13 protein-coding genes, 2 pseudogenes and 1 riboswitch are annotated in these 18,944 nt (G+C 68.8%); of the genes and pseudogenes, 8 read left to right on the forward strand and 7 right to left on the reverse strand.

The window, feature by feature from the left end; translation table 11 throughout:
* The first annotated feature begins 182 nt into the window (after positions 1-182).
* On the forward strand, positions 183-866 hold the full coding sequence (locus ACFFII_RS17115) for an HAD-IA family hydrolase (RefSeq protein WP_377700087.1): 684 nt from the start codon (positions 183-185) through the stop codon (positions 864-866).
* Between the two features lie 72 nt (positions 867-938).
* Here ACFFII_RS17115 and nagZ read toward each other — a convergent pair whose 3' ends face one another.
* The 3 genes from nagZ to argS all read right to left on the reverse strand — a co-directional run bounded on the left by nagZ (position 939) and on the right by argS (position 4,952).
* Complete coding sequence (nagZ, locus tag ACFFII_RS17120; protein ID WP_377700099.1) at positions 939-1,943, reverse strand: beta-N-acetylhexosaminidase; 1,005 nt, start codon at positions 1,941-1,943, stop codon at positions 939-941.
* A gap of 38 nt (positions 1,944-1,981) precedes the next feature.
* On the reverse strand, positions 1,982-3,127 hold the full coding sequence (locus ACFFII_RS17125; RefSeq protein ID WP_377700088.1) for an SPOR domain-containing protein: 1,146 nt from the start codon (positions 3,125-3,127) through the stop codon (positions 1,982-1,984).
* A 79-nt stretch (positions 3,128-3,206) separates the two neighbouring features.
* Positions 3,207-4,952 (reverse strand): arginine--tRNA ligase, encoded by a 1,746-nt coding sequence (argS, locus tag ACFFII_RS17130; protein ID WP_377700089.1) that lies wholly within the window; start codon positions 4,950-4,952, stop codon positions 3,207-3,209.
* Positions 4,953-5,215: 263 nt separating this feature from the next.
* On the opposite strand from argS, the pseudogene ACFFII_RS17135 reads away from it, so the two are divergent.
* The 3 genes and pseudogenes from ACFFII_RS17135 to metK all read left to right on the forward strand — a co-directional run.
* Positions 5,216-6,751 (forward strand): annotated as a pseudogene (locus ACFFII_RS17135) (DEAD/DEAH box helicase); the annotation flags it as partial.
* 776 nt (positions 6,752-7,527) lie between these two features.
* Positions 7,528-9,081 (forward strand): apolipoprotein N-acyltransferase, encoded by a 1,554-nt coding sequence (gene lnt / locus ACFFII_RS17140; protein WP_377700090.1) that lies wholly within the window; start codon positions 7,528-7,530, stop codon positions 9,079-9,081.
* 26 nt (positions 9,082-9,107) lie between these two features.
* A riboswitch (SAM-SAH riboswitch) is annotated at positions 9,108-9,159 on the forward strand.
* A 3-nt stretch (positions 9,160-9,162) separates the two neighbouring features.
* The gene (gene metK / locus ACFFII_RS17145; RefSeq protein WP_377700091.1) at positions 9,163-10,329 is read left to right on the forward strand and encodes a methionine adenosyltransferase; all 1,167 of its coding nucleotides are present in this window, start codon (positions 9,163-9,165) and stop codon (positions 10,327-10,329) included.
* 94 nt (positions 10,330-10,423) lie between these two features.
* Here metK and ACFFII_RS17150 read toward each other — a convergent pair whose 3' ends face one another.
* On the reverse strand, positions 10,424-13,048 hold the full coding sequence (locus ACFFII_RS17150) for a penicillin acylase family protein (protein ID WP_377700092.1): 2,625 nt from the start codon (positions 13,046-13,048) through the stop codon (positions 10,424-10,426).
* Positions 13,049-13,169: 121 nt separating this feature from the next.
* On the opposite strand from ACFFII_RS17150, the gene ACFFII_RS17155 reads away from it, so the two are divergent.
* Both ACFFII_RS17155 and ACFFII_RS17160 read left to right on the forward strand, forming a co-directional pair.
* Positions 13,170-14,036 (forward strand): NAD(P)-dependent oxidoreductase, encoded by an 867-nt coding sequence (locus tag ACFFII_RS17155; protein WP_377700093.1) that lies wholly within the window; start codon positions 13,170-13,172, stop codon positions 14,034-14,036.
* The gene (locus ACFFII_RS17160; RefSeq protein ID WP_377700094.1) at positions 14,033-14,440 is read left to right on the forward strand and encodes a cupin; all 408 of its coding nucleotides are present in this window, start codon (positions 14,033-14,035) and stop codon (positions 14,438-14,440) included. Before ACFFII_RS17155 ends, ACFFII_RS17160 begins: the two co-directional genes overlap by 4 nt.
* Before the next feature lie 515 nt (positions 14,441-14,955).
* On the opposite strand, the pseudogene ACFFII_RS17165 reads toward ACFFII_RS17160, so the two are convergent.
* Together ACFFII_RS17165 and ACFFII_RS17170 are read right to left on the reverse strand one after the other, a co-directional pair.
* A pseudogene (locus ACFFII_RS17165) lies at positions 14,956-15,144 on the reverse strand (branched-chain amino acid ABC transporter permease); the annotation flags it as partial.
* Between the two features lie 84 nt (positions 15,145-15,228).
* A complete protein-coding gene (locus tag ACFFII_RS17170) occupies positions 15,229-16,395 on the reverse strand; it encodes an acyl-CoA dehydrogenase family protein (protein ID WP_377700095.1) in 1,167 nt (388 codons plus the stop codon).
* A 144-nt stretch (positions 16,396-16,539) separates the two neighbouring features.
* On the opposite strand from ACFFII_RS17170, the gene ACFFII_RS17175 reads away from it, so the two are divergent.
* Together ACFFII_RS17175 and ACFFII_RS17180 are read left to right on the forward strand one after the other, a co-directional pair.
* Positions 16,540-17,580: a zinc-binding dehydrogenase gene (locus tag ACFFII_RS17175; protein ID WP_377700096.1), complete on the forward strand. Its 1,041-nt coding sequence runs from the start codon at positions 16,540-16,542 to the stop codon at positions 17,578-17,580.
* On the forward strand, positions 17,577-18,353 hold the full coding sequence (locus ACFFII_RS17180; RefSeq protein ID WP_377700097.1) for an enoyl-CoA hydratase-related protein: 777 nt from the start codon (positions 17,577-17,579) through the stop codon (positions 18,351-18,353). Before ACFFII_RS17175 ends, ACFFII_RS17180 begins: the two co-directional genes overlap by 4 nt.
* A gap of 73 nt (positions 18,354-18,426) precedes the next feature.
* On the opposite strand, the gene ACFFII_RS17185 is transcribed toward ACFFII_RS17180, so the two are convergent.
* Positions 18,427-18,867 carry an acyl-CoA thioesterase gene (locus ACFFII_RS17185; RefSeq protein WP_377700098.1) on the reverse strand — a complete coding sequence of 147 codons (441 nt, stop codon included), beginning with the start codon at positions 18,865-18,867 and terminating at the stop codon, positions 18,427-18,429.
* Positions 18,868-18,944: the final 77 nt, after the last annotated feature.

Here is an 18,944-nt window from a genome sequence, read left to right on the forward strand (position 1 = left end):
ACCTTGGGCAGGTCCGACAGCATCCGGCTGCCCTGCCCCGCCGCCAGCACCACCAGCGCCACCGCCTTGTCCGTCATCCGCCCGCCCCGCCCGTTCATTGATCTTTGCCAGCGTTCTAGCTAGGCGCGCTGCAAGACGGAAGGGTGCGCCCGGTCACAGAATTTGTCGAAAGGTTACGGAACATGGGCATGGATCGTGGCACGGTGGTGTTCGACCTGGACGGAACACTGGCGGACACCGCGGCGGACCTGATCGCGGCAGCGAATGCCTGTTTTGAAAGCCGGGGCCTAGGACGGCTGCTGGACCCGGCGGCGGACGCGGGCATCGCCTTCCACGGCGGCCGCGCCATGCTGCGCGCGGGCTATGCGAGAGTGCCCGCCGACACCCTGCTGCCCCCTGACGCCGAGGAGGTGGACTTTCCCCGCTTACTCTCCTTCTACGACGACTGCCTGGCCGACAGCACCCGTCTTTACGATGGCGTCGAACCTGCGCTGCACGCCTTGGCTGCCGAGGGGTTCCGGCTGGCGATCTGTACGAACAAGCCCTTGGTGCTGGCCGAGAAACTGCTGTCCGCCTTGAATGTGCGTGAACATTTCGGCGGCATGATCGGCGCCGACAGTCTGCCCGTCCGCAAGCCCGATCCCCGCCCCTATCGCGCCGCCGTCACGCAGGCGGGCGGAGAGGTTTCGCGGTCCTTCCTGCTCGGCGACACGGAAACGGACGTGAAGACCGCGCGGGCCGCGGGGGTGCGCGTGTCGCTGATCGGCTTCGGGCCGGAAGGCGCCGGGATCTCGCGGCTGTCCCCGGATCATGTGCTGGAGCGTTTCGCGGACCTGCCCGGGCTGGCGCGGGAGTGGCTGGTGTAAGGAGGGGCGCTGCCCCTCGCGCCTGCAGCGCTTACCCCGGGATACTTGGGCGAAGAAGAAGCCTCCGGCGCCTTAGCCAGCAAGGAGTGCGGCGAGTTCGGCGCGCAGGTCGGCGGGCGAGGCCGGGTCGGGCGGGCCCCGGCGGGCCAGTGCGGCCTTGGCGCGGACCTGTGCCTTGGGGCTCATGCGGCCGGCGGCCTCGCTGACCTGTTCAAACTCGGCGCGGGTGAGATTGCAGGCGAGCACAAGGTCGCAGCCTGCGGCGACGGCGGCGGTGGCGCGCTCGGCGGGGGTGCCGCTCAGGGCGTTCATGCCGATGTCGTCGCTCATCAGCAGGCCCTTGAAGCCGATGCGCTCGCGGATCAGCCGGATGGCTGCGGGCGAGGCTGTCGCAGGGCGGTCATCGAGTTGCGTCAGCCGGATATGTGCGGTCATTCCCAGCGCCAGATCGCTCAGCGCGCGGAAGGGCGCGAAGTCGGTAGTGTCGAGATCGTCGAGCGCCACATCAAGCACCGGAAGGTCGTGGTGGCTGTCCACCCTCGTCCGGCCGTGGCCCGGCATGTGCTTGACGATCGGCAGCACTCCGGCGGCCAGCAGCCCGTCCGCAGCGGCCTGTCCCATGAGGGTCACCGTTTCGGCGTCCCTGCCGAAGCAGCGGTTGCGCAGGAAAGGGTGCGTGGCATGGTCCGCGATGTCGAGACAGGGCGCGGCGTCGGCGTCGATACCCACCGCGCGCAATTCCTGCCCCATCAGCCGGTGGCGCAGATAGACAGCGCGGGGACCGTCGGCGGCGCTGTCCATGGCAGCGGGCCAGTCGGTCCAGTGCGGCGCCCGCAAGCGCTGGACGCGCCCGCCCTCCTGATCGACCATCACCAGCGCGTCGCGGCCTACAGCCTCGCGCAGGTCATCCGTCAGGCGGCGCAGTTGGTCTGGATCGGCCACGTTGCGGGCGAAAAGAATGAAGCCCCAAGGGTCCGCGTCGCGCAGGAAGGCGCGCTCGTCGGGGGAAAGCGCCAGTCCCTCGACCCCCAGGATCGTCGCGCCATGACCAGTGGACGACGAAGCCCCGGCCTGCACGGTCGGGGCTGTCGCGGGCTCGGTTGCCGTCGCGCCTGTCACTGGGCGGCTGCGGGGATGCAGTCGTTGCCCGCGGCGATGAGGGCGGCGCAGAACTTGCGCGCCTCGTCCCGGGACTCGAAGCCGGCGATGCGAAGGCGATAGAAGGTGCGCCCGCCCGCCTTGTGCTGCTGGACGACCGGAGCCTTGCCCGCGAACAGGTCGCCATAACGGCCCGAGATGCGGCTCCACTCGCTTTCGGCGATGGCGCCGCTGTCAAAGGCGCCGATCTGCACCAGCGGAGCACCCGAGGCGACTTGGACCGGAGGGGTTGCGACGGGCGCCTCGGCGGCAGGCGCGGCATCGCTCACGGTCTCTGCCGCGGCAGCAGGGGCGCTGGCGGCCGGAGCCACCGCAGCGATGCGGCGCGGACGCGGCAGCGGGCGGGTGGGGGTGGCGACCGAAGGCGCGGCGCCGGCTTCTGCCAAGGCGGCGGTGATGGCGGTGTCCAGCGCGGGCTGGCCGTTCGTGTCGGTGACGGCCGCGGCAACCGAGACGCTGTCGGCCTCGGCCGGGGCGACGGCGGGAACGCCCGTGGCCATTGCGGCAGCTTCGGCCTCGGCTTCCAGCACGGCCTGGCGCGCGGATTCGGCGTCGCTCATGGCTATGGCGGGGGTACCGGCCGGTTCGACGATCTCGTCAATGGCGGCAGGCTCACGCGCCGTGGCGCCAAGCTCGCCCATTGCCACGTCCTGCCCGTCCAGCGCGGTCGGCGCGGGGGCAATGGCGACCCGCTCGACCGGGGCGCTTTCGGCGCCGGCGGCGACGTCGTTGACGGCAAGACCCTCGCGGTCCGACAGCATTCCGCCGGGTTCCTCCGGCGCGATCCGGGCCTCGCCCTCGACCGCGCGGATGACGGGAACGCCCGACACGTCGCGGACGACCAGCTGGTAGCCCCAGACAAGCAGGGCGAGCATGAGGACCACGGAAACAAGTGCGCCCAGATAGTGCGTCAGACGGGCGACCCGGCCAAGGACGCCGCTGCGGTCGGACAAACGGGCACCGTCCGGCTGGCCCTCAAGGGCCAGCTCGTCCCAGTCCTCGGCATTCCAGTCATGTGCCCTGTAGGGAATGTCCGTGTCGCCGTGCCCGTAAGACCCACGCGAGTCGTCGTACCCGCCGGAGCGGAAATCCACCACCGTCATCGTATCTGTCCTGCCTGTCCACCGGTTATGGCCCGGTTTTCGTTGACCGCTCGTCACTCCGTGGCTGGATGCGTCTTGCTCAGCGCATTTCCTTTGCCGGAGTGACGCCCAAGATACCCAAACCTGCTGAAATGACAACGCCGACCGCGCGGGCCAATGCGATTTTCGCCGATGTTGCGGCGATGTCACCATCCTGCACGAAACGCAGCGTCACCTCGTCGTTGCCGCGGTTCCACAGGGCGTGCAGGTCCGAGGCGAGATCGTAGAGGAAGAAGGCGATCCGGTGCGGCTCATGCGCGCGGGCGGCGATCTCGACGATGCGTGGCCATTCTGAAATGCGGCGGGCCAGTGCCTGCTGCGCCGGATGATCCAGCGAGCCAAGGTCGGCCTGCGCAAGCGCGGCATCGGAAATGTCCGCGCCCATCTCGCCTGCCCGGCGCAGCACGCTGTTGATGCGGGCGCTGGCATACTGGACGTACCAGACCGGGTTGTCCTTGGACTGTTCCAGCACCTTGTCGAAGTCGAAGTCCAGCGCCGCGTCGTTCTTGCGCGTCAGCATGTGGAAGCGGGTGACGTCGCGCCCCGCCTGTTCCACCACGTCGCGCAGGGTGACAAAGGTGCCCGCGCGCTTGGACATCTTGAAGGGCTCGCCGTTCTTGAAGAGCTTCACCAGCTGGATCAGCTTGACGTCAAGCGGCACGCGCCCGTTTGACAGCGCCGAGACGGCGGCCTGCATCCGCTTGACATAGCCGCCGTGGTCGGCGCCGAAGATGTCGATCAGCTGGTCGAAGCCGCGGTCGATCTTGTCCCAGTGATAGGCGATGTCGGGGGCGAAATAGGTCCAGGAACCGTCCGACTTCTTGACCGGCCGGTCCACATCGTCGCCATGCGCGGTGGACCGGAACAGCGTCTGTTCGCGCGGCTCCCAGTCCTCGGGGGTCTTGCCCTTGGGGGGCTCCAGCACGCCCTCGTAGATCAGGCCCTCGGACCGCAGGCGGTCGATGGCGGATTCGATCCGGCCGGTGCCGTACAGCGCCTTTTCCGAGGAATAGACGTCCATCGTGACGCCCAGCAGCTCCAGATCCCCGCGGATCATCTGCATCATGGCCTCGGTGCCGAAGTCGCGCACCTCGGCCAGCCATTCGGATTCGGGGCGATCGAGCAGACTGTCGCCGTAACGCGCCTTCAGCGCCTCGCCCACGGGGATCAGGTAGTCGCCGGGATACAGGCCTTCGACGATCTGGGGTTCCAGGCCATGCGCCTCGCGGTAGCGTTCATAGGCCGAGCGCGCCAGCACATCGACCTGCGCCCCACCGTCGTTGATGTAGTATTCGCGGGTCACGTCCTCGCCCGCGAACTGCAGAAGGTTCGCGAGCGCATCGCCGAAGACCGCGCCGCGCATGTGTCCCACATGCATGGGCCCGGTGGGGTTGGCGCTGACGAACTCGACGTTGATCCTCTGGCCCTGCCCCGGAGGCACGCGGCCATAGTCGGCCGGGGCGGACAGGGCCGCGCGCAGCACCTCGGCCCAGATGCCGGGGGCAAGGCGTAGGTTCAGGAAGCCGGGCCCCGCGACCTCGGCGCTTGCGACGCGGGGATCGCCGGTCAGCCGCGCAGCCAGAAGGTCGGCAATCTCGCGCGGCTTCATGCCAGCGGGCTTGGCCAGCACCATCGCGGCGTTGGTGGCCATGTCGCCATGGGCGGGGTCGCGCGGCGGCTCGACGGCCACGGCGCTGAAATCGAGGTTGCCGGGCAGTTGGCCCGCTTCGGTCAGGTCGGTCAGCGCGCGGATCACCAGGGCGCGGATGTCTGCGAAGATATTCATGTCTCTCTCATCCTGTCCGCCCTGCGATAGCGAAGCGGCCCGCCCGCCGCAACCGAAGGCGCGATGTTCCGGTGCGACTTGAAACCCTTGGGCCCTGCGCCCACCTTCCTGCAATCGCGCTTTCATTTGACCTTCGGCACGTTCTGCTGTAGGTGCGCGAGGCCCGCATCCGGCGGGCGACCGAGGGGCGCATGGAAGGCCGCGTCCCGCTTATCGCGCAAATTGGCGCGTCGGACAGCGACACCTCCTTTCGAAAGACCCCGATGACGAAATTCTCCGATCTCAAGCTCGACCCCAAGGTTCTGCAGGCGATTGCCGAGGCGGGCTATGAGACCCCTACCCCCATTCAGGCCGGCGCCATTCCGCCCGCGCTGGAAGGCCGCGACGTGCTGGGCATTGCCCAGACCGGCACCGGCAAGACTGCCAGCTTCACCCTGCCGATGATCACCCTGCTGGGCCGCGGCCGGGCGCGGGCGCGGATGCCGCGCAGCCTCGTGCTGGCGCCGACGCGGGAACTGGCCGCGCAGGTGGCCGAGAACTTCGACACCTATGCCAAGCACACCAAACTGACCAAGGCGCTGCTGATCGGCGGCGTCTCCTTCGGCGAGCAGGACAAGCTCATCGACCGCGGCGTGGACGTGCTGATCGCCACCCCCGGCCGCCTGCTGGACCATTTCGAGCGCGGCAAGCTGCTGCTGACGGGCGTCCAGATCATGGTCGTGGACGAGGCCGACCGGATGCTCGACATGGGCTTCATCCCCGACATCGAGCGGATCTTCCAGCTGACCCCCTTCACCCGGCAGACGCTGTTCTTCTCGGCCACCATGGCGCCCGAGATCGAGCGGATCACCGACACCTTCCTGCACGCCCCCGAACGCATCGAGGTCGCGCGCCAGGCCACGACCAGCGAAACGATCACCCAGCGTCTGGTCGAGCTGACCCCCACGCGCAAGGACCAGACCGCCAAGCAGAAGCGCGAGCTGCTGCGGGCGCTGATCGACGCCGAGGGCGAGGGCCTGAAGAACGCCATTATCTTCTGCAACCGCAAGACCGACGTGGACATCGTCGCCAAGTCGCTGAAAGCGCATGGCTATGACGCCGCGCCCATCCACGGCGACCTGGACCAGCGCGTCCGCATGGCGACGCTGGACGGCTTCCGCGAAGGGACGCTGCGCTTCCTCGTGGCGTCCGACGTGGCGGCGCGGGGGCTCGACATCCCGGCGGTGAGCCATGTCTTCAACTTCGACCTGCCGAGCCATGCCGAGGACTATGTTCACCGCATCGGCCGCACCGGCCGGGCCGGCCGCGAAGGCACGGCGATTTCCATAGGGACGCCCGTGGACGAGAAATACCTTTCGGCCATCGAGAACCTGGTCAAGCAGAGCCTGCCCCGCGCCAGCGCCCCCGAAGGTTTCCGCCTGTCCGACGCCGCGCAGAAGCCTCCGCGCCCCGCGTCCGAGCGCGGCAGTTCGCGCGGCGCGCCGACGCGCACCCGCTCTCGCCGCAACTCGCCGCGCGAGGAAAGCGTCAGGGAACCGGTCGAGGCGGCCGAGGTGGTCCTCGAGGAGAAGCGCACGCCGGAGCGTGCGCCCGAGCCGCGCGGGCCGAATGGCAGTGACGCACGGAACGGCCGCGCCGACGAACGTCAGGAACGTCCGTGCGAGCGCCGCGATGAACGCCGCGACAATGGGCGCGAGGACCGCCGCGACGACCGGCGCGAGCGCTACCGCGACCGGGATCGCGGCCCGAGCGTGGTCGGCATGGGCGATCACACGCCCGACTTCCTGCTGACGAGCTTCAGCGATGCCTTGACCGTGACCGAGGCGCGCATGGCCGCCAACGCCAACAAGCCCTCGGCCTCCGAAACGGTGGCCGATGAGCCGAAAGCCGAGGAACTGATGGCGGAAGCCGTGGCCGTGACCGAGGTGCCGGACGCTGCGGCAGCCGAAGCGCCCCAGAAGCGCAGCCGTTCGCGCCGCAGCCGCTCGCCCCGCGTGGTGGCCGATGCCGAGACGGCTGCTGACGAGGCGGTGAAGCCAGGGCAGGATGCAGCTGCGCCCTCGGATGATGCTGCGGCCGAGGAAGCAGCAACCGAGGCGGCGGCAGAGCCAGCCGCCGAACCGCAGGCCGAAAAGCCTGCCAAGAAGCGTGCGCCTCGCACGCGCCGCAAGTCGCCCGCCAAGGCGGCGGCGGAAGAAAACGCGGCCGAGGGCGTCCTGCCTGAAGCTGCGCCCCCGCAAGAGGCTGTTGCAGGCTCCGCCGGTGCGAATGGCGCTGGGGAAGACAAGGCTGCCGAGGCTTCGGCTTTCCCTGCTGGCGAAAGCGGCAGCGAGGCGGCGGACGCAGGCGTCTCGACGCCCGATGTCCCGACCGCATCGGAGGCTGGTGCAGGAGACGTGGAACCGGCCGTCCAAGGCGTGGCCGAGGTGGACGCCTCGGGGGACAGCCCGGCGGCGGAAGGCGCGACCGAGCAGCGACCGGACGAAGCGGCTGACGGCCCGGCGCTGCCCGTTGCCGAAACCGAGGCGCCTGCCAGCCGGGACGCCGAGCCCGCCGAAGGCGCCTGATCCCGCCCATGCGCCCGTCGGAGGCGTCGCTTGCCAGTCCGCGGCCGCGTCTTGCCCGGCGCGCCGCCTTGGGCTGGATCGCGGCGGACCTTGCCATCGGCCTGGCCGCCGCGCTCGGCCAGGCACCTTGGGGGCTGTGGCCGCTGACGGTGCTGGCGCTGGCGGCGATGCTGTGGCGCGTGAGCCAAGCTCCCTCGGCCCGCGCTGCGCTGCTGCGGGCGCTGGTCATCGGCACGGGCCACTTTGCGCTTGCGCTGTTCTGGATCACCCAACCCTTTCTGGTGGAAGCCGATATCTACGGCTGGATGTCGCCCTTTGCGCTTGTGCTGACGGCGGCGGGCGGCGGGCTCTTCTGGGCCGTCCCCTCGTGGGCCGCGTATCGGCTTGGATGGAACATGCCCAGCCGTCTGGCGGCGGTGGCGCTGGCGCTCATTGTCTCGGATTGGTTGCGCGGCTGGATCTTCACCGGCTTTCCCTGGGCGCTGACGGGCCATGTCTGGATCGATACACCCGCAGGGCAACTCGCCGCGTGGTTCGGGGCCATGGGACTGTCGGCCCTGACATTGGCGGCGGCGCTGCTGGTGGCCTTGGGCGTTACGGGCAGTCGCCCCTGGTACGGGCTTGCCAATGCGGCCATGCTGATTGCCGCGGCCTGGTTCGCGGGCCTTGCCCGGTTGAACCAGCCCCTGCCCGCCGACCGGCCCGAGATCATCCGTCTGGTCCAGCCCAACGCCGACCAGACCCTGAAATGGAGCCCCGAGTGGGCCCCCGTCTTCTACCTGCGCCTGACGGGCCTTTCGGCCCTGCCGCTGAAGCCCGAGATGGGGATCGGCTTCCCCGACGCGGTGGTCTGGCCCGAAACCGCCGTGTCCTTCCTGCTGGAGGACGCCGAGCCCGTGCTGGCCGACATCGCCCTGTCCTCGGGTGCGACGACCATCACCGGCATCCAGCGCAGCGAGGGCGCGGCATGGTTCAACAGCCTTGTCGAGTTCACCGCCGACGCCCGCATCGGCCCGGTCTATGACAAGTTCCACCTGGTCCCTTTCGGCGAATACATCCCATGGGGCGACGCCCTGGCGCGCTTCGGCATCACCGCTTTCGCTGCCCGGCATGGCCACGGCTATACCTCGGGGCCCGGCCCGCAGGTCATGACGCTCCGGGGCCTGCCCCCCTTCCAGCCGATGATCTGCTATGAGGCGATCTTCGAGCGTCATCTGATCCGCGCCGAACGCCCGGCCTGGATCCTGCAGATCACCAACGACGCCTGGTTCGGCACCTGGTCCGGTCCCTACCAGCATCTTGCGCAGGCACGGTTGCGGGCGATCCAGTCCGGGCTGCCGGTCCTGCGCGCGGCCAACACCGGCATCTCGGCTGCCATCGACGCGCAAGGCCGGGTCCGCGCCACGCTGCCCCTGAACGAGGCGGGGGTGATCGATTCGCGGCTGCCCGGCGCCCTGCCACCGACGCTCTGGTGGCGCTGGGGCGACGCGCCGATGCTGGGGCTGATGGCAGCCGCGCTGGCTGCGCTGGCATTTGGCCGCAGGCGCAAGACATTGACGTGAAAGGGCGGGTCGCGTAGGCCGGTCATCGACCCCCACAACGGCTTCCTGGCGTGGCGCGGTCTTGAACCCAATGGAGCGAGCATGTCCCGTCAGAACTACGTCTTCACCTCCGAGTCCGTCTCGGAAGGGCATCCCGACAAATTGTGCGACCAGATTTCTGACGCGGTTCTCGACGCGCTGCTGGCCGAGGAACCCGCCGCCCGCGTGGCCTGCGAGGCCTTCGCCACCACCTCGACTGTGGTGATCGGCGGCGAGATCGGCCTCAAGGACGAGGCCCGGCTGGCCGAGGTCATGGGCGACGTCCCCGAGATCGCCCGCAAGGTGATCCGCGACATCGGCTACGAGCAGGAGAAGTTCCACTGGAACACCTGCCACGTCCTGAACTTCCTGCACCAGCAGTCGGCCCATATCTGGCAGGGGGTCGGCAACGGCGGCGCCGGCGACCAGGGGATCATGTTCGGCTATGCCGTGAACGAGACGCCCGAGTTGATGCCTGCCCCGATCCAGTATGCCCATGCGATCCTGCGGCGGCTGGCCGAGGCGCGGAAGTCCGGCGCGGAACCGACTCTCGGACCCGATGCCAAGTCGCAGCTGTCCCTGCGCTACGAAGACGGCAAGCCCGTCGAGGTCACGCAGATCGTCGTCAGCCACCAGCACAAGGACGAGGCGCAGACATCGGACGACATCCGCGCCATCGTGGAGCCCTATGTGCGCGAGATGCTGCCCCAGGGCTGGCTGACCGAGAAGACCATCTGGCACGTCAACCCGACCGGCAAGTTCGTCATCGGCGGCCCGGACGGGGACGCGGGGCTGACCGGGCGCAAGATCATCGTGGACACCTATGGCGGCGCGGCCCCGCATGGTGGCGGCGCGTTCTCTGGCAAGGACCCGACCAAGGTGGACCGTTCGGCCGCCTATGCGGCGCGCTATCTGGCGAAGAACGTCGTGGCGGCGGGCCTTGCCGAGCGCTGCGTCATCCAGCTGAGCTATGCCATCGGCGTGGCGCGCCCGCTGTCGATCTATGCGGACACCTTCGGCACCGGGAAGGTGCCGGATGCGCAGATCGAGAAGGCCGTGGGCGAGGTCATGGATCTGACGCCAAAGGGCATCCGCGACCAGCTGGACCTGTGCAAGCCGATCTATCGCCGCACCGCCGCGTATGGCCATTTCGGCCGCGCACCCGAGGCGGATGGCGGTTTCAGCTGGGAACGCACGGATCTGGTCGAGGCACTGAAGAAGGCCGTCTGATCGCCGGATCATGAATGCAGGAAGGCCCGCCGGAGCGATCCGGGCGGGCCTTTTTCATGCCGTGTCGCAGGGCGGCAGACGGCCAGTCCTGCGATCATTCCGCCGGAGACAGCACCGTGATCCCCCGGGCACCCGCGCGGGCGAGCGTCGGGTCGAGCGACATCGTCACGTACTCGCCGCGCCGCCAGCGTTCGGACAGGTCGTCGTAATGGCGCGACAGCGGGTGCCCCGACTGCCCCGTTGCGATCACGAAGACCGAGCTGTCGGGATCGGCGAGATCATAGACGCCGCGATAGCCCGCCCCCCCGACGGCAGCCCAGGGGTTCTCCTCGGCCCCCAGAACCGGGGCGCGGGCGATGCTGGAACCGTCGCCCGAGGTGGACTGCACGAGGCTAACGACCCAGTTCAGGATCGGCATCCGCCCCAGCGCGGGGTGATCGTGACGGGCTACATGCGCATCGCCCCAGCGCCAGCTTTCCACCTCGGGGCCGAAGCGGTCCGACAGGTCGATCAGCGCCGCGTCCAGCGCCTGCCGGGCGATGGTGGCGCAATCCTCGACTGGCGCGGACTGGACCACGTCGCACCAGGCGGCCGCGCCGTCGGTGTTGCGGAAGACGCGTTCGATGAAAGCCGGCCGCAGGCGACCTGCCAGCTCGGTTGCGAGGCCGCCGAGTTCGTCATGTGTCAGCCGCTCCTGCAGGCGGCGCATCCAGGCGGAGTAGATCAGCGGTTCGGGCAGGTGCTCGCCCATGTTGCCGTCCCATTCGGCCAGCAGCGCCAGCGCGTCCTGCCGCTGCCGCTCGGGCGTGCCGGGGGCGGCGGGTTCGCCCGTGAACCACAGGTTCGCGCCCACCAACGGCAGAAGCGCGCGCGCCGCCGGGCTGACGGTGTCGAGTTGTGCGTCGATGAAGCTGTCGCGCGAATGGATCTCGCGCAGGGCCAGCAGGCGCGACAGCCGCGACAGCCGCAGCGGATCGTCGCGGTCGTGGCCGAGGCTTTCGAGGACCGACGGCGTTGCCTCGGGTAGCGGCGCCGTATCGGGGCCAGCCGTGTCTTCAGCCGGGCCCGGCTGCGGCTCGGCAAGGACAGAGCCCGCCGCGATCGGAACCACCTCCACGCCGGAAGGCGCGGCGGCTCCGGCGGGGGGCGGGATCAGCGCGGTTCCGGCACCGATTGCCGTTTCCGCGCCCGTGGCCGCGACCATCCCCTGCAGGGGTGCGGTCACGCGCAGGGGCGCAGTTGGCGGCAGCGGGTCCAGCCAGCGCACGCGGGCATCGCGGCCCGGCGCGGGCATCCGGCCGCCCGTGGGATGATCCGCCGGACGGCGCGGGATCGTCCCGGCCAGCACCTGCGCCACGCCCGCGGTATCCGCCAGGGTGACCTCGAGTGCCGGGGCCATGATGCCCGTGGCGGCACGCTGCGCCTGGGCCCGGTCGGTGGCCTGCATCAGCGCCACCAGCGCGCTCATGGTCGTGTCCCGGTCCGACAGTCCGGTCCAGCGCAGCGCGGGGACATATCCTGCGGGCGTCACCTCGGCCAGCCCTAGATGGGCAGGCGGAATGACGGGGCCGGCATCGCTTTCGCGCAGGGTGATGCGGCGATCCTCGGCATCCAGCACGCGGATCACCTCCTGCCGGGTCGTGAAGTCGCGCCAGCCGCCGTCGCCCAGATAGCGGTCGGGGGCGCCAGGCTGGACCTCCTCCATCACGATGTCCTGATCGTCCACCCAGGCGGGCGTCAGGCCCCAGGCGAGGCCGGGGTTGCGGCCCGTCAGGATCGCGGGAATGCCGGGGATCGTGCCGCCGATGACGCTGCCCGCCTGCAGGTCCATCCGTGCCAGATACCACAGCGAGGGCGCGGTCAGCGCCACATGGGGATCGTTGGCCAGCAGCGGCGCACCGGCGGCCGTTCGCGCAGGAGCAGCCGCAAAGGCGTTGGCCGTGGTGCCGCGCCCGATGGCTACATAACCCACAAGCGAGGCGAACCAATCGGACAGGGTCTCCTCGGCCGGGGCCACGAAGCGCGCCCCGCCGCCGAACAGCGACGCGTAGGGCGGCAGCGGAGGCTCGCCCACGGCGCCCGTCAGATCCGCCGCACGTTCCGGCACTGCCAGCGAGACGCGCGCCCGCGTCACCTCGGCCGCGACCTGACCCGAGGCGCCTGCCGCCACCAGCTTGAGGATCGCCAGCGAATCCGCCGGCTGCCAATAGGCGATGTCGCCCGGCAGCAGGAAGAACTCGGGCGCGCCGCGACCAAGGGCGCCCTTGTTCACCTGCTCGACCCAGGCGTTCACGCCGTCGGCATAGGCCTGCAGCGCGGCGCGGGTCGGCTCGTCCTGCGCCTCCAGCGAGGCCTCGGCGTTGCGCCACAGCCCCAGCCGCCGGGAAAGGTCGTCGGTCGCATAGGCGCGTTCCCCGAACATCTCGGCCAGCCGTCCCTGCGCTGCGCGGCGCAGCACCACCATCTGGAACAGCCGGTCCTGCGCATGGGCGAATCCCAGCGCGAAGAAGGCGTCGTGGTCGGTTGTGGCCAGGATATGGGGAACGTTCTCGGTCGTGCGGACGATCTCGACCCGCTGCTCGATCCCCGGCAGCGCCAGTTGCGCGTCATAATCGGGCAGCGAGCGGACGGCGAAATACCAGGTCAGCACCGCCGCACCCACGAAGCCGATCATCAGGCCGATGGTCAGCCGGACCAGCCAGCGAAACAGCGAAAGCATGAGGGGCGGACGTCCTTGAAAACGAGGGGCGCCGGTTGACCGGGGCACGGGGGCAATGGAATGTGCAAGGCTGATAGGGCAGAGGCCGCGCCTTTTCAACGCGGCAGACCAAGGGGACGGGATGGCACGAGTAGCGTTTCTGGGACTGGGCGTGATGGGCTTCCCGATGGCGGGCCATCTGGCCGCCGCGGGCCACGAGGTGACCGTCTACAACCGCACCGCCGCCAAGGCCGAGGCCTGGTCCAGCCGCCACAAGGGCCGGCACGCGACGACGCCCCGCGCCGCAGCCAAGGGTGCCGAGTTCGTGATGGCCTGCGTGGGCAACGACGACGACGTGCGGCAGGTCTGCACCGGCGAGGACGGCGCCTTTGCCGGGATGGCCAAGGGCGCGATCTTCGTCGATCACACCACCGTGTCGGCGCAGGTCACGCGCGAGCTGGCGCAGTCCGCGCGCGAGGCGGGGCTGGGCTTCGTGGACGCTCCCGTCTCGGGCGGACAGGCGGGGGCCGAGAACGGGCAGCTGTCCATCATGTGCGGCGGCTCCGAACAGGATTACGCAGCCGCCGAGCCGGTGATGGCGGCTTACGCCCGCATCTGCCGCCGCATGGGCGACAGCGGCGCGGGCCAGCTGACCAAGATGTGCAACCAGATCGCCATTGCCGGGCTGGTGCAGGGCCTGGCCGAGTCGCTGAACTTCGCCGAGCGCGCGGGCCTGTCCATTCCCGAGGTGGTCGAGGTCATCAGCCAGGGCGCCGCCGGAAGCTGGCAGATGCAGAACCGCCACAAGTCAATGGCCGAGGGCAAGTTCGACTTCGGCTTTGCGGTGGACTGGATGCGCAAGGATCTGGGCATCTGCCTTTCCACGGCCGACGAGACGGGCGCGAGCCTGCCCGTCACCGCGCTGGTGGATCAGTTCTACAAGGACGTCCAGCAGATGGGGGGCGGTCGCTGGGACACCTCGTCCCTGATCGCCCGGCTGCGGCGGTGAGCGGGCCGCTGATCCACAAGGGCGCGGGCGAGCCGCGCCCCGAGTGGTTCGAGGATACCTTCGCCGCGAACGGCTGGACCGGGTCCTGGCGCAATGGCGTCTATGACTGGCACCATTACCACGCGACCACGCATGAGAGCTTGGGCTGCTACGCCGGTTGGGCCGACCTCCAGCTGGGCGGCCCCGAGGGCGAGGTCCACCGGATCGAGGCCGGCGACGTCGTCGTGATTCCCGCGGGGCTCGCCCATTGCAATCGCGGACAAAGCGAGGATTTTGCCGTGGTCGGCGCCTATCCGGGCGGCCTTGTCCCCGACATGCAGGAAGGTCCGGGTGATCCCTCGATTGCCCTGCCCCGGCCCGACTGCGACCCGGTATTGGGCCGGGGACGCGGCTTTGCCGCCTGACCTGCCCGCAGGCTTCACGCCCTACCCCAAGCCGGATTCGGGCGTCGCGGCCTATCGTATCGGGCGCGACCACATCGACGTGGCTTTTCGGGAAAGCGGCATCTACCGCTGTAATGTCCAATCTCAAAGACAAAATGGGGAGTAATAGGGACAATGGGTTAGCCTGGGTGTGTCCCGCGACACTCCGGCGTGGGACACCCAGAGAAAGCGTGCAACCTTACAGTCACCCCCTGCCCTTCTCTGTTGTCAGGAGATCACCGCTCCATGTCGCCGCTGCCGGATCACCGTTTGGTCTTCACCATGATGTCGGCTGCCGTATCGCTCATCCAGCCCCGCGCTGATTGGGAAGCGATCCAGCTCCTTGGATCTTTCAGAAGATTGTGCACCGTATGCATAGCGAGATGTTCCAGCTCGGCCTACTCCCATCTTGGTGTTTCACTTTATATCCGTGGCGAAAATGCTGACGAATTCTGGGTTGCAAAGCTAAGTGGCCGCTTCCAGGTTCAGAAAGATACTCACCCCGGCGGGCGCAGGCCGAGGGCGCGGCCGAGGCGGGAATGGGCCAGTTCTCCGATCAGCCCGCGGCGGAACAGCATGACGCAGACCATGAAGACCAGCCCGGTGATGATCGTCACCGGGAAGGCCGAGGTCGCCAGCAGGTTCTGCAGCGCGATCACGATGCCCGCGCCTAGGACCGGGCCGATCGCGTCGATGATGACGGGCGCCAGCCCCTCGGTCGGCTCGTCCAGCAGCAGGCAGCCACCGGCTCACACCATCAAGCACTCAGATCAGCCACCAAGCCGCTCTCTTGCGTCGGCGACGAGAGCCTTCGCGATGATGGTCTGCTGGATCTGGGTCGTGCCCTCATAGATGCGGTAAAGGCGGGCGTCGCGGAACAGCTGCTCGGCGCGGTATTCGCGGATATAGCCGTTGCCACCGTGAACCTGCACGTTGCGGTCGGCGACCCGGCCCACCATCTCGGAGGCGAACATCTTGGCGCAGGCCGCGGCCATGGACACGTCCTCGCCCGCGTCGCGGCGGCGGGCGGCGTCCAGCACCAGGGCGCGGGTCGCCATGGCCTCGGCCTTGCTGTCGGCGAACATCGCCTGGATCAGCTGGAAGTCGGCGATGGCGCGGCCGAACTGCTTCCGTTCTGTGGCATAGGCGACCATGTCGTCGATCATCCGTTCCGCCAGGCCGGTGCAGGCGGCGGCGATGCCGAGCCGGCCCTTGTCCAGCACCTTCATCGCCGTCTTGAAGCCCTGCCCCTCGACGCCGCCGATGAGGGCCGAGGCGGGCACGCGGCAATCCTGGAAGATGACGTCGGCCACATGGGCGCCCTGCTGGCCCATCTTCTTCTCGGGCTTGCCCACCGACAGGCCGGGCGTCCCCGACTCGACGGCGAAGGCAGAGACGCCCGCCGCACCCTTCTTCTCGGGGTCGGTGCGCGCCATGACGGTGAACAGCCCCGCATGCGGCGCGTTGGTGATGAAGCGCTTGGTGCCGTTCAGGACATAATGGGCGCCGTCGCGCCGGGCGGTAGTTCGCACACTGCCAGCGTCGGAGCCCACGTCCGGCTCTGTCAGCGCGAAGGAGCCGATGATCTCGCCCGAGGCAAGGCCGGGCAGGTATTTCGCCTTCTGCTCGTCGGTGCCGTCGATTACGATGCCTTGGCTGCCGATGCCGACGTTGGTGGCGAACATGGACCGGAAGGCGGGAGCGGCGCGGCCGATCTCGAAGCCGACCAGCACCTCTTCCTCCATCGTGAGGCCGAGACCGCCATATTCCTCGGGGATCGACAGGCCGAACAGGCCCATCTCGCGCATCCCCTCGACCACGTCGGCGGGGATAGCGTCGGTTTCCGCCACCTCGGGTTCGCGTGGGATCAGCTGCTCGTCCACGAAGCGGCGGATGCCGGCGATAAGCTGGTCTCGGGTGTCGGGATCAAGGGCCATGGTCGCTCCTCCACTAATTAAGACAATATACTGTCATACAACTTCCCAATCAATCGATTTGCTTTGTTGTAACGCTCGACATGATGGATCAGCATTGATAGCTTCTATCTCAATACATTGATCTATCTGTAAGGGAGAGAGCAGATGGAAGCCGTCGTGCTGCACGAACAGGGCGCCGCGGGTCCGCGCCTGACGCGAATCGATCCGCCGTCCCGGTCCGAGGATGGTGTGCTGGTGAGGATGCTGGCCGCTTCGGTGAACCGCGTCGATCTCTACATGCGCGATTCGGGTGCGGGGATCACCCACGAACTGCCGCTGGTGATGGGCGTCGACGGCGTGGGCGAGGTGCTGGAAGCCGGCCCCGGCTCGGCTTTCCGATCCGGGGACCGGGTGATCCTGTATCCCTACGATTTCTGCGGGCGGTGCCGCTACTGCCTCGCGGGCGACCAGCCGCTCTGCACCCGCGCACACATCTTCGGGGAACATGTCGACGGCACCTTCGCGCAGGTCATGGCCGTGCCCGAACGCGCGCTGGTCCGACTGTCGCCCGATGCCGACCTGCATCAGGCAGCGACCCTGGGCGTGGCCTATCTGACCGCCTGGCGCATGGTCTTCGGCAAGGTGGCCATCGGCCCGGGGCGGATCGTCTTCATCCAGGGCGCGGGCGGCGGCGTCGCCTATGCCGCCATGCAGCTGGCCCGGATGGCCGGGGCGCGCGTCATCGTCTCCACCTCGGGGGAAGAGAAGCTGGCCCATTTCCGCAGCCTTGGCGTCGAGGCCGTGGACTACCGCGACAGCGACATGGTGAAACAGGTCCTGGCCCTGACGGACGACGAGGGCGCCGACCTCGTCATCGACAACGTGGGGGAAAAGACTTGGGGCGCCTCGCTGCGGATCATGGCGCGGGGCGGGCACCTGGCGACCTGCGGGGCCACCACCGGCGCGCATCCTTCGGCCGACATCCAGCGGCTCTTCGTGCGGCAGCTGTCGATCCACGGCTCGACGATGGGCAGCCTGGAAGAATTTCGCCGCCTCGTCCGTGCCTTCGAGACCGGCGCCTTCGTGCCCCCCATCGACAGCGTCTATCCGCTGGCCGAGGTCCCTGCCGCCTTCGCCCGGCTCGAGGAAGCCGACCGCATGGGCAAGATCGTCATCTCCATCGCCGAACCGCAGGGGGCCGCATGAGCTACCAGACCATCCTGACCGCCCGCGACGGCACCGTCGGCATCATCACCCTGAACCGCCCCGAGGCGCTGAACGCCCTCAACGCCCGGATCACCACCGAACTCGGCCAGGCGGTGGACGAGATGGAGCAAGATGACGGGATCAATGTCCTCGTCCTGACAGGTTCGGACAAGGCCTTCGCCGCGGGCGCCGACATCAAGGAAATCCGCGACAAGAGCTTCATCGACGTCTTCGACGAGCAGTTCATCACCGCAACCTGGGAACGCATCGCCCGCTGCCGCAAGCCGACCATCGCTGCCGTGTCGGGCCATGCGATCGGCGGCGGGTTCGAGCTGGCGATGATGTGCGACATCATCATCGCCGCCGAATGCGCCCGCTTTGCCCTGCCGGAAACCAAAATTGGCATCATACCCGGCGCGGGCGGCACGCAGCGGCTGACACGGGTAGCGGGCAAGGCGCTGGCGATGGACATGATCCTGACCGGCCGGCGCCTGACGGCCGAGGAGGCCCGCGCCTGCGGCCTCGTCAGCCGCGTCGTGCCCGATGGCCAGCACTTGCCGGTGGCCATCGAGGTCGCTCAGGAGATCGCCCACTCCTCGCGCCCCATCGTGATGATTGCGAAGGAGGCCGTGAACAAGGCCTATGAGACACATCTCGCCGAGGGCATCCACCTGGAGCGCCGCCTGCTTTATTCGACCTTCGCCGTCGAGGACCGCCGCGAAGGCATGACCGCCTTCAGCGAGAAGCGGAAGCCGGAGTTCAGGAACCGCTGACAAGGCGGCCAGACCGCCCGGAAAGGGCGGTCCGGCGGTTGCTGTCTCACATCTCTGGCAGCCTGCGCGCCGGTCAGGCCAGATACGGCGCAAGCGCCGCGCGCAGCCAGTCCGGAAGCGGCTGCTTGCCTTCCCCGCGCGAAATGAAGACGTTGACGCTGTTCAGCGAAAAACAGGCCTCGCTGCGCTGCCATCCGGTCGCCCGGAACCCGATCGAGGTCTGCCCGAGCCGGGTCACCTCCACGGTGAAATCCAGGTCCGCGTCGCCCCGCACGGGGCTGACGAAGTCCACGTCCAGATGGGCGAAGGGCATCCCCGCGCCCAGGCTGACCGACATGGCATACCAGCCCCGCCCCGCCGTCACGTCCCCCAGGAAGCGGTCGATGGCGCGCAGCGCGGCATTCACCAGCGCCCCGGTATAGGCGATCCCGGCCGGGTCGCAGTCGCCGAAGCCCATGTGGTAGCTGTAGCGATAGACCTCAGCCGGAACGTTGTCCGGGGCGGACTGGCTCATGCTCAGATCTTCTCCGTCAGTTCCGGCAGGACGGTGAAGATATCGCCGACCAGTCCGTAATCGGCGACCTGGAAGAT

Source organism: Paracoccus niistensis (genome assembly GCF_042432925.1).
In the GTDB taxonomy this organism is placed as follows: Bacteria; Pseudomonadota; Alphaproteobacteria; order Rhodobacterales; family Rhodobacteraceae; genus Paracoccus; species Paracoccus niistensis.

Excerpts from the sequence above, each read along its gene's own strand:
- ACFFII_RS17115 (WP_377700087.1), top strand. The coding sequence starts at position 183 with ATGGGCATGGATCGTGGCACGGTGGTGTTCGACCTGGACGGAACACTG.
- ACFFII_RS17125 (WP_377700088.1), bottom strand. The coding sequence starts at position 3,127 with ATGACGGTGGTGGATTTCCGCTCCGGCGGGTACGACGACTCGCGTGGG.
- argS (WP_377700089.1), bottom strand. The coding sequence starts at position 4,952 with ATGAATATCTTCGCAGACATCCGCGCCCTGGTGATCCGCGCGCTGACC.
- lnt (WP_377700090.1), top strand. The coding sequence starts at position 7,528 with ATGCGCCCGTCGGAGGCGTCGCTTGCCAGTCCGCGGCCGCGTCTTGCC.
- metK (WP_377700091.1), top strand. The coding sequence starts at position 9,163 with ATGTCCCGTCAGAACTACGTCTTCACCTCCGAGTCCGTCTCGGAAGGG.
- ACFFII_RS17150 (WP_377700092.1), bottom strand. The coding sequence starts at position 13,048 with ATGCTTTCGCTGTTTCGCTGGCTGGTCCGGCTGACCATCGGCCTGATG.
- ACFFII_RS17155 (WP_377700093.1), top strand. The coding sequence starts at position 13,170 with ATGGCACGAGTAGCGTTTCTGGGACTGGGCGTGATGGGCTTCCCGATG.
- ACFFII_RS17170 (WP_377700095.1), bottom strand. The coding sequence starts at position 16,395 with ATGGCCCTTGATCCCGACACCCGAGACCAGCTTATCGCCGGCATCCGC.
- ACFFII_RS17175 (WP_377700096.1), top strand. The coding sequence starts at position 16,540 with ATGGAAGCCGTCGTGCTGCACGAACAGGGCGCCGCGGGTCCGCGCCTG.
- ACFFII_RS17180 (WP_377700097.1), top strand. The coding sequence starts at position 17,577 with ATGAGCTACCAGACCATCCTGACCGCCCGCGACGGCACCGTCGGCATC.
- ACFFII_RS17185 (WP_377700098.1), bottom strand. The coding sequence starts at position 18,867 with ATGAGCCAGTCCGCCCCGGACAACGTTCCGGCTGAGGTCTATCGCTAC.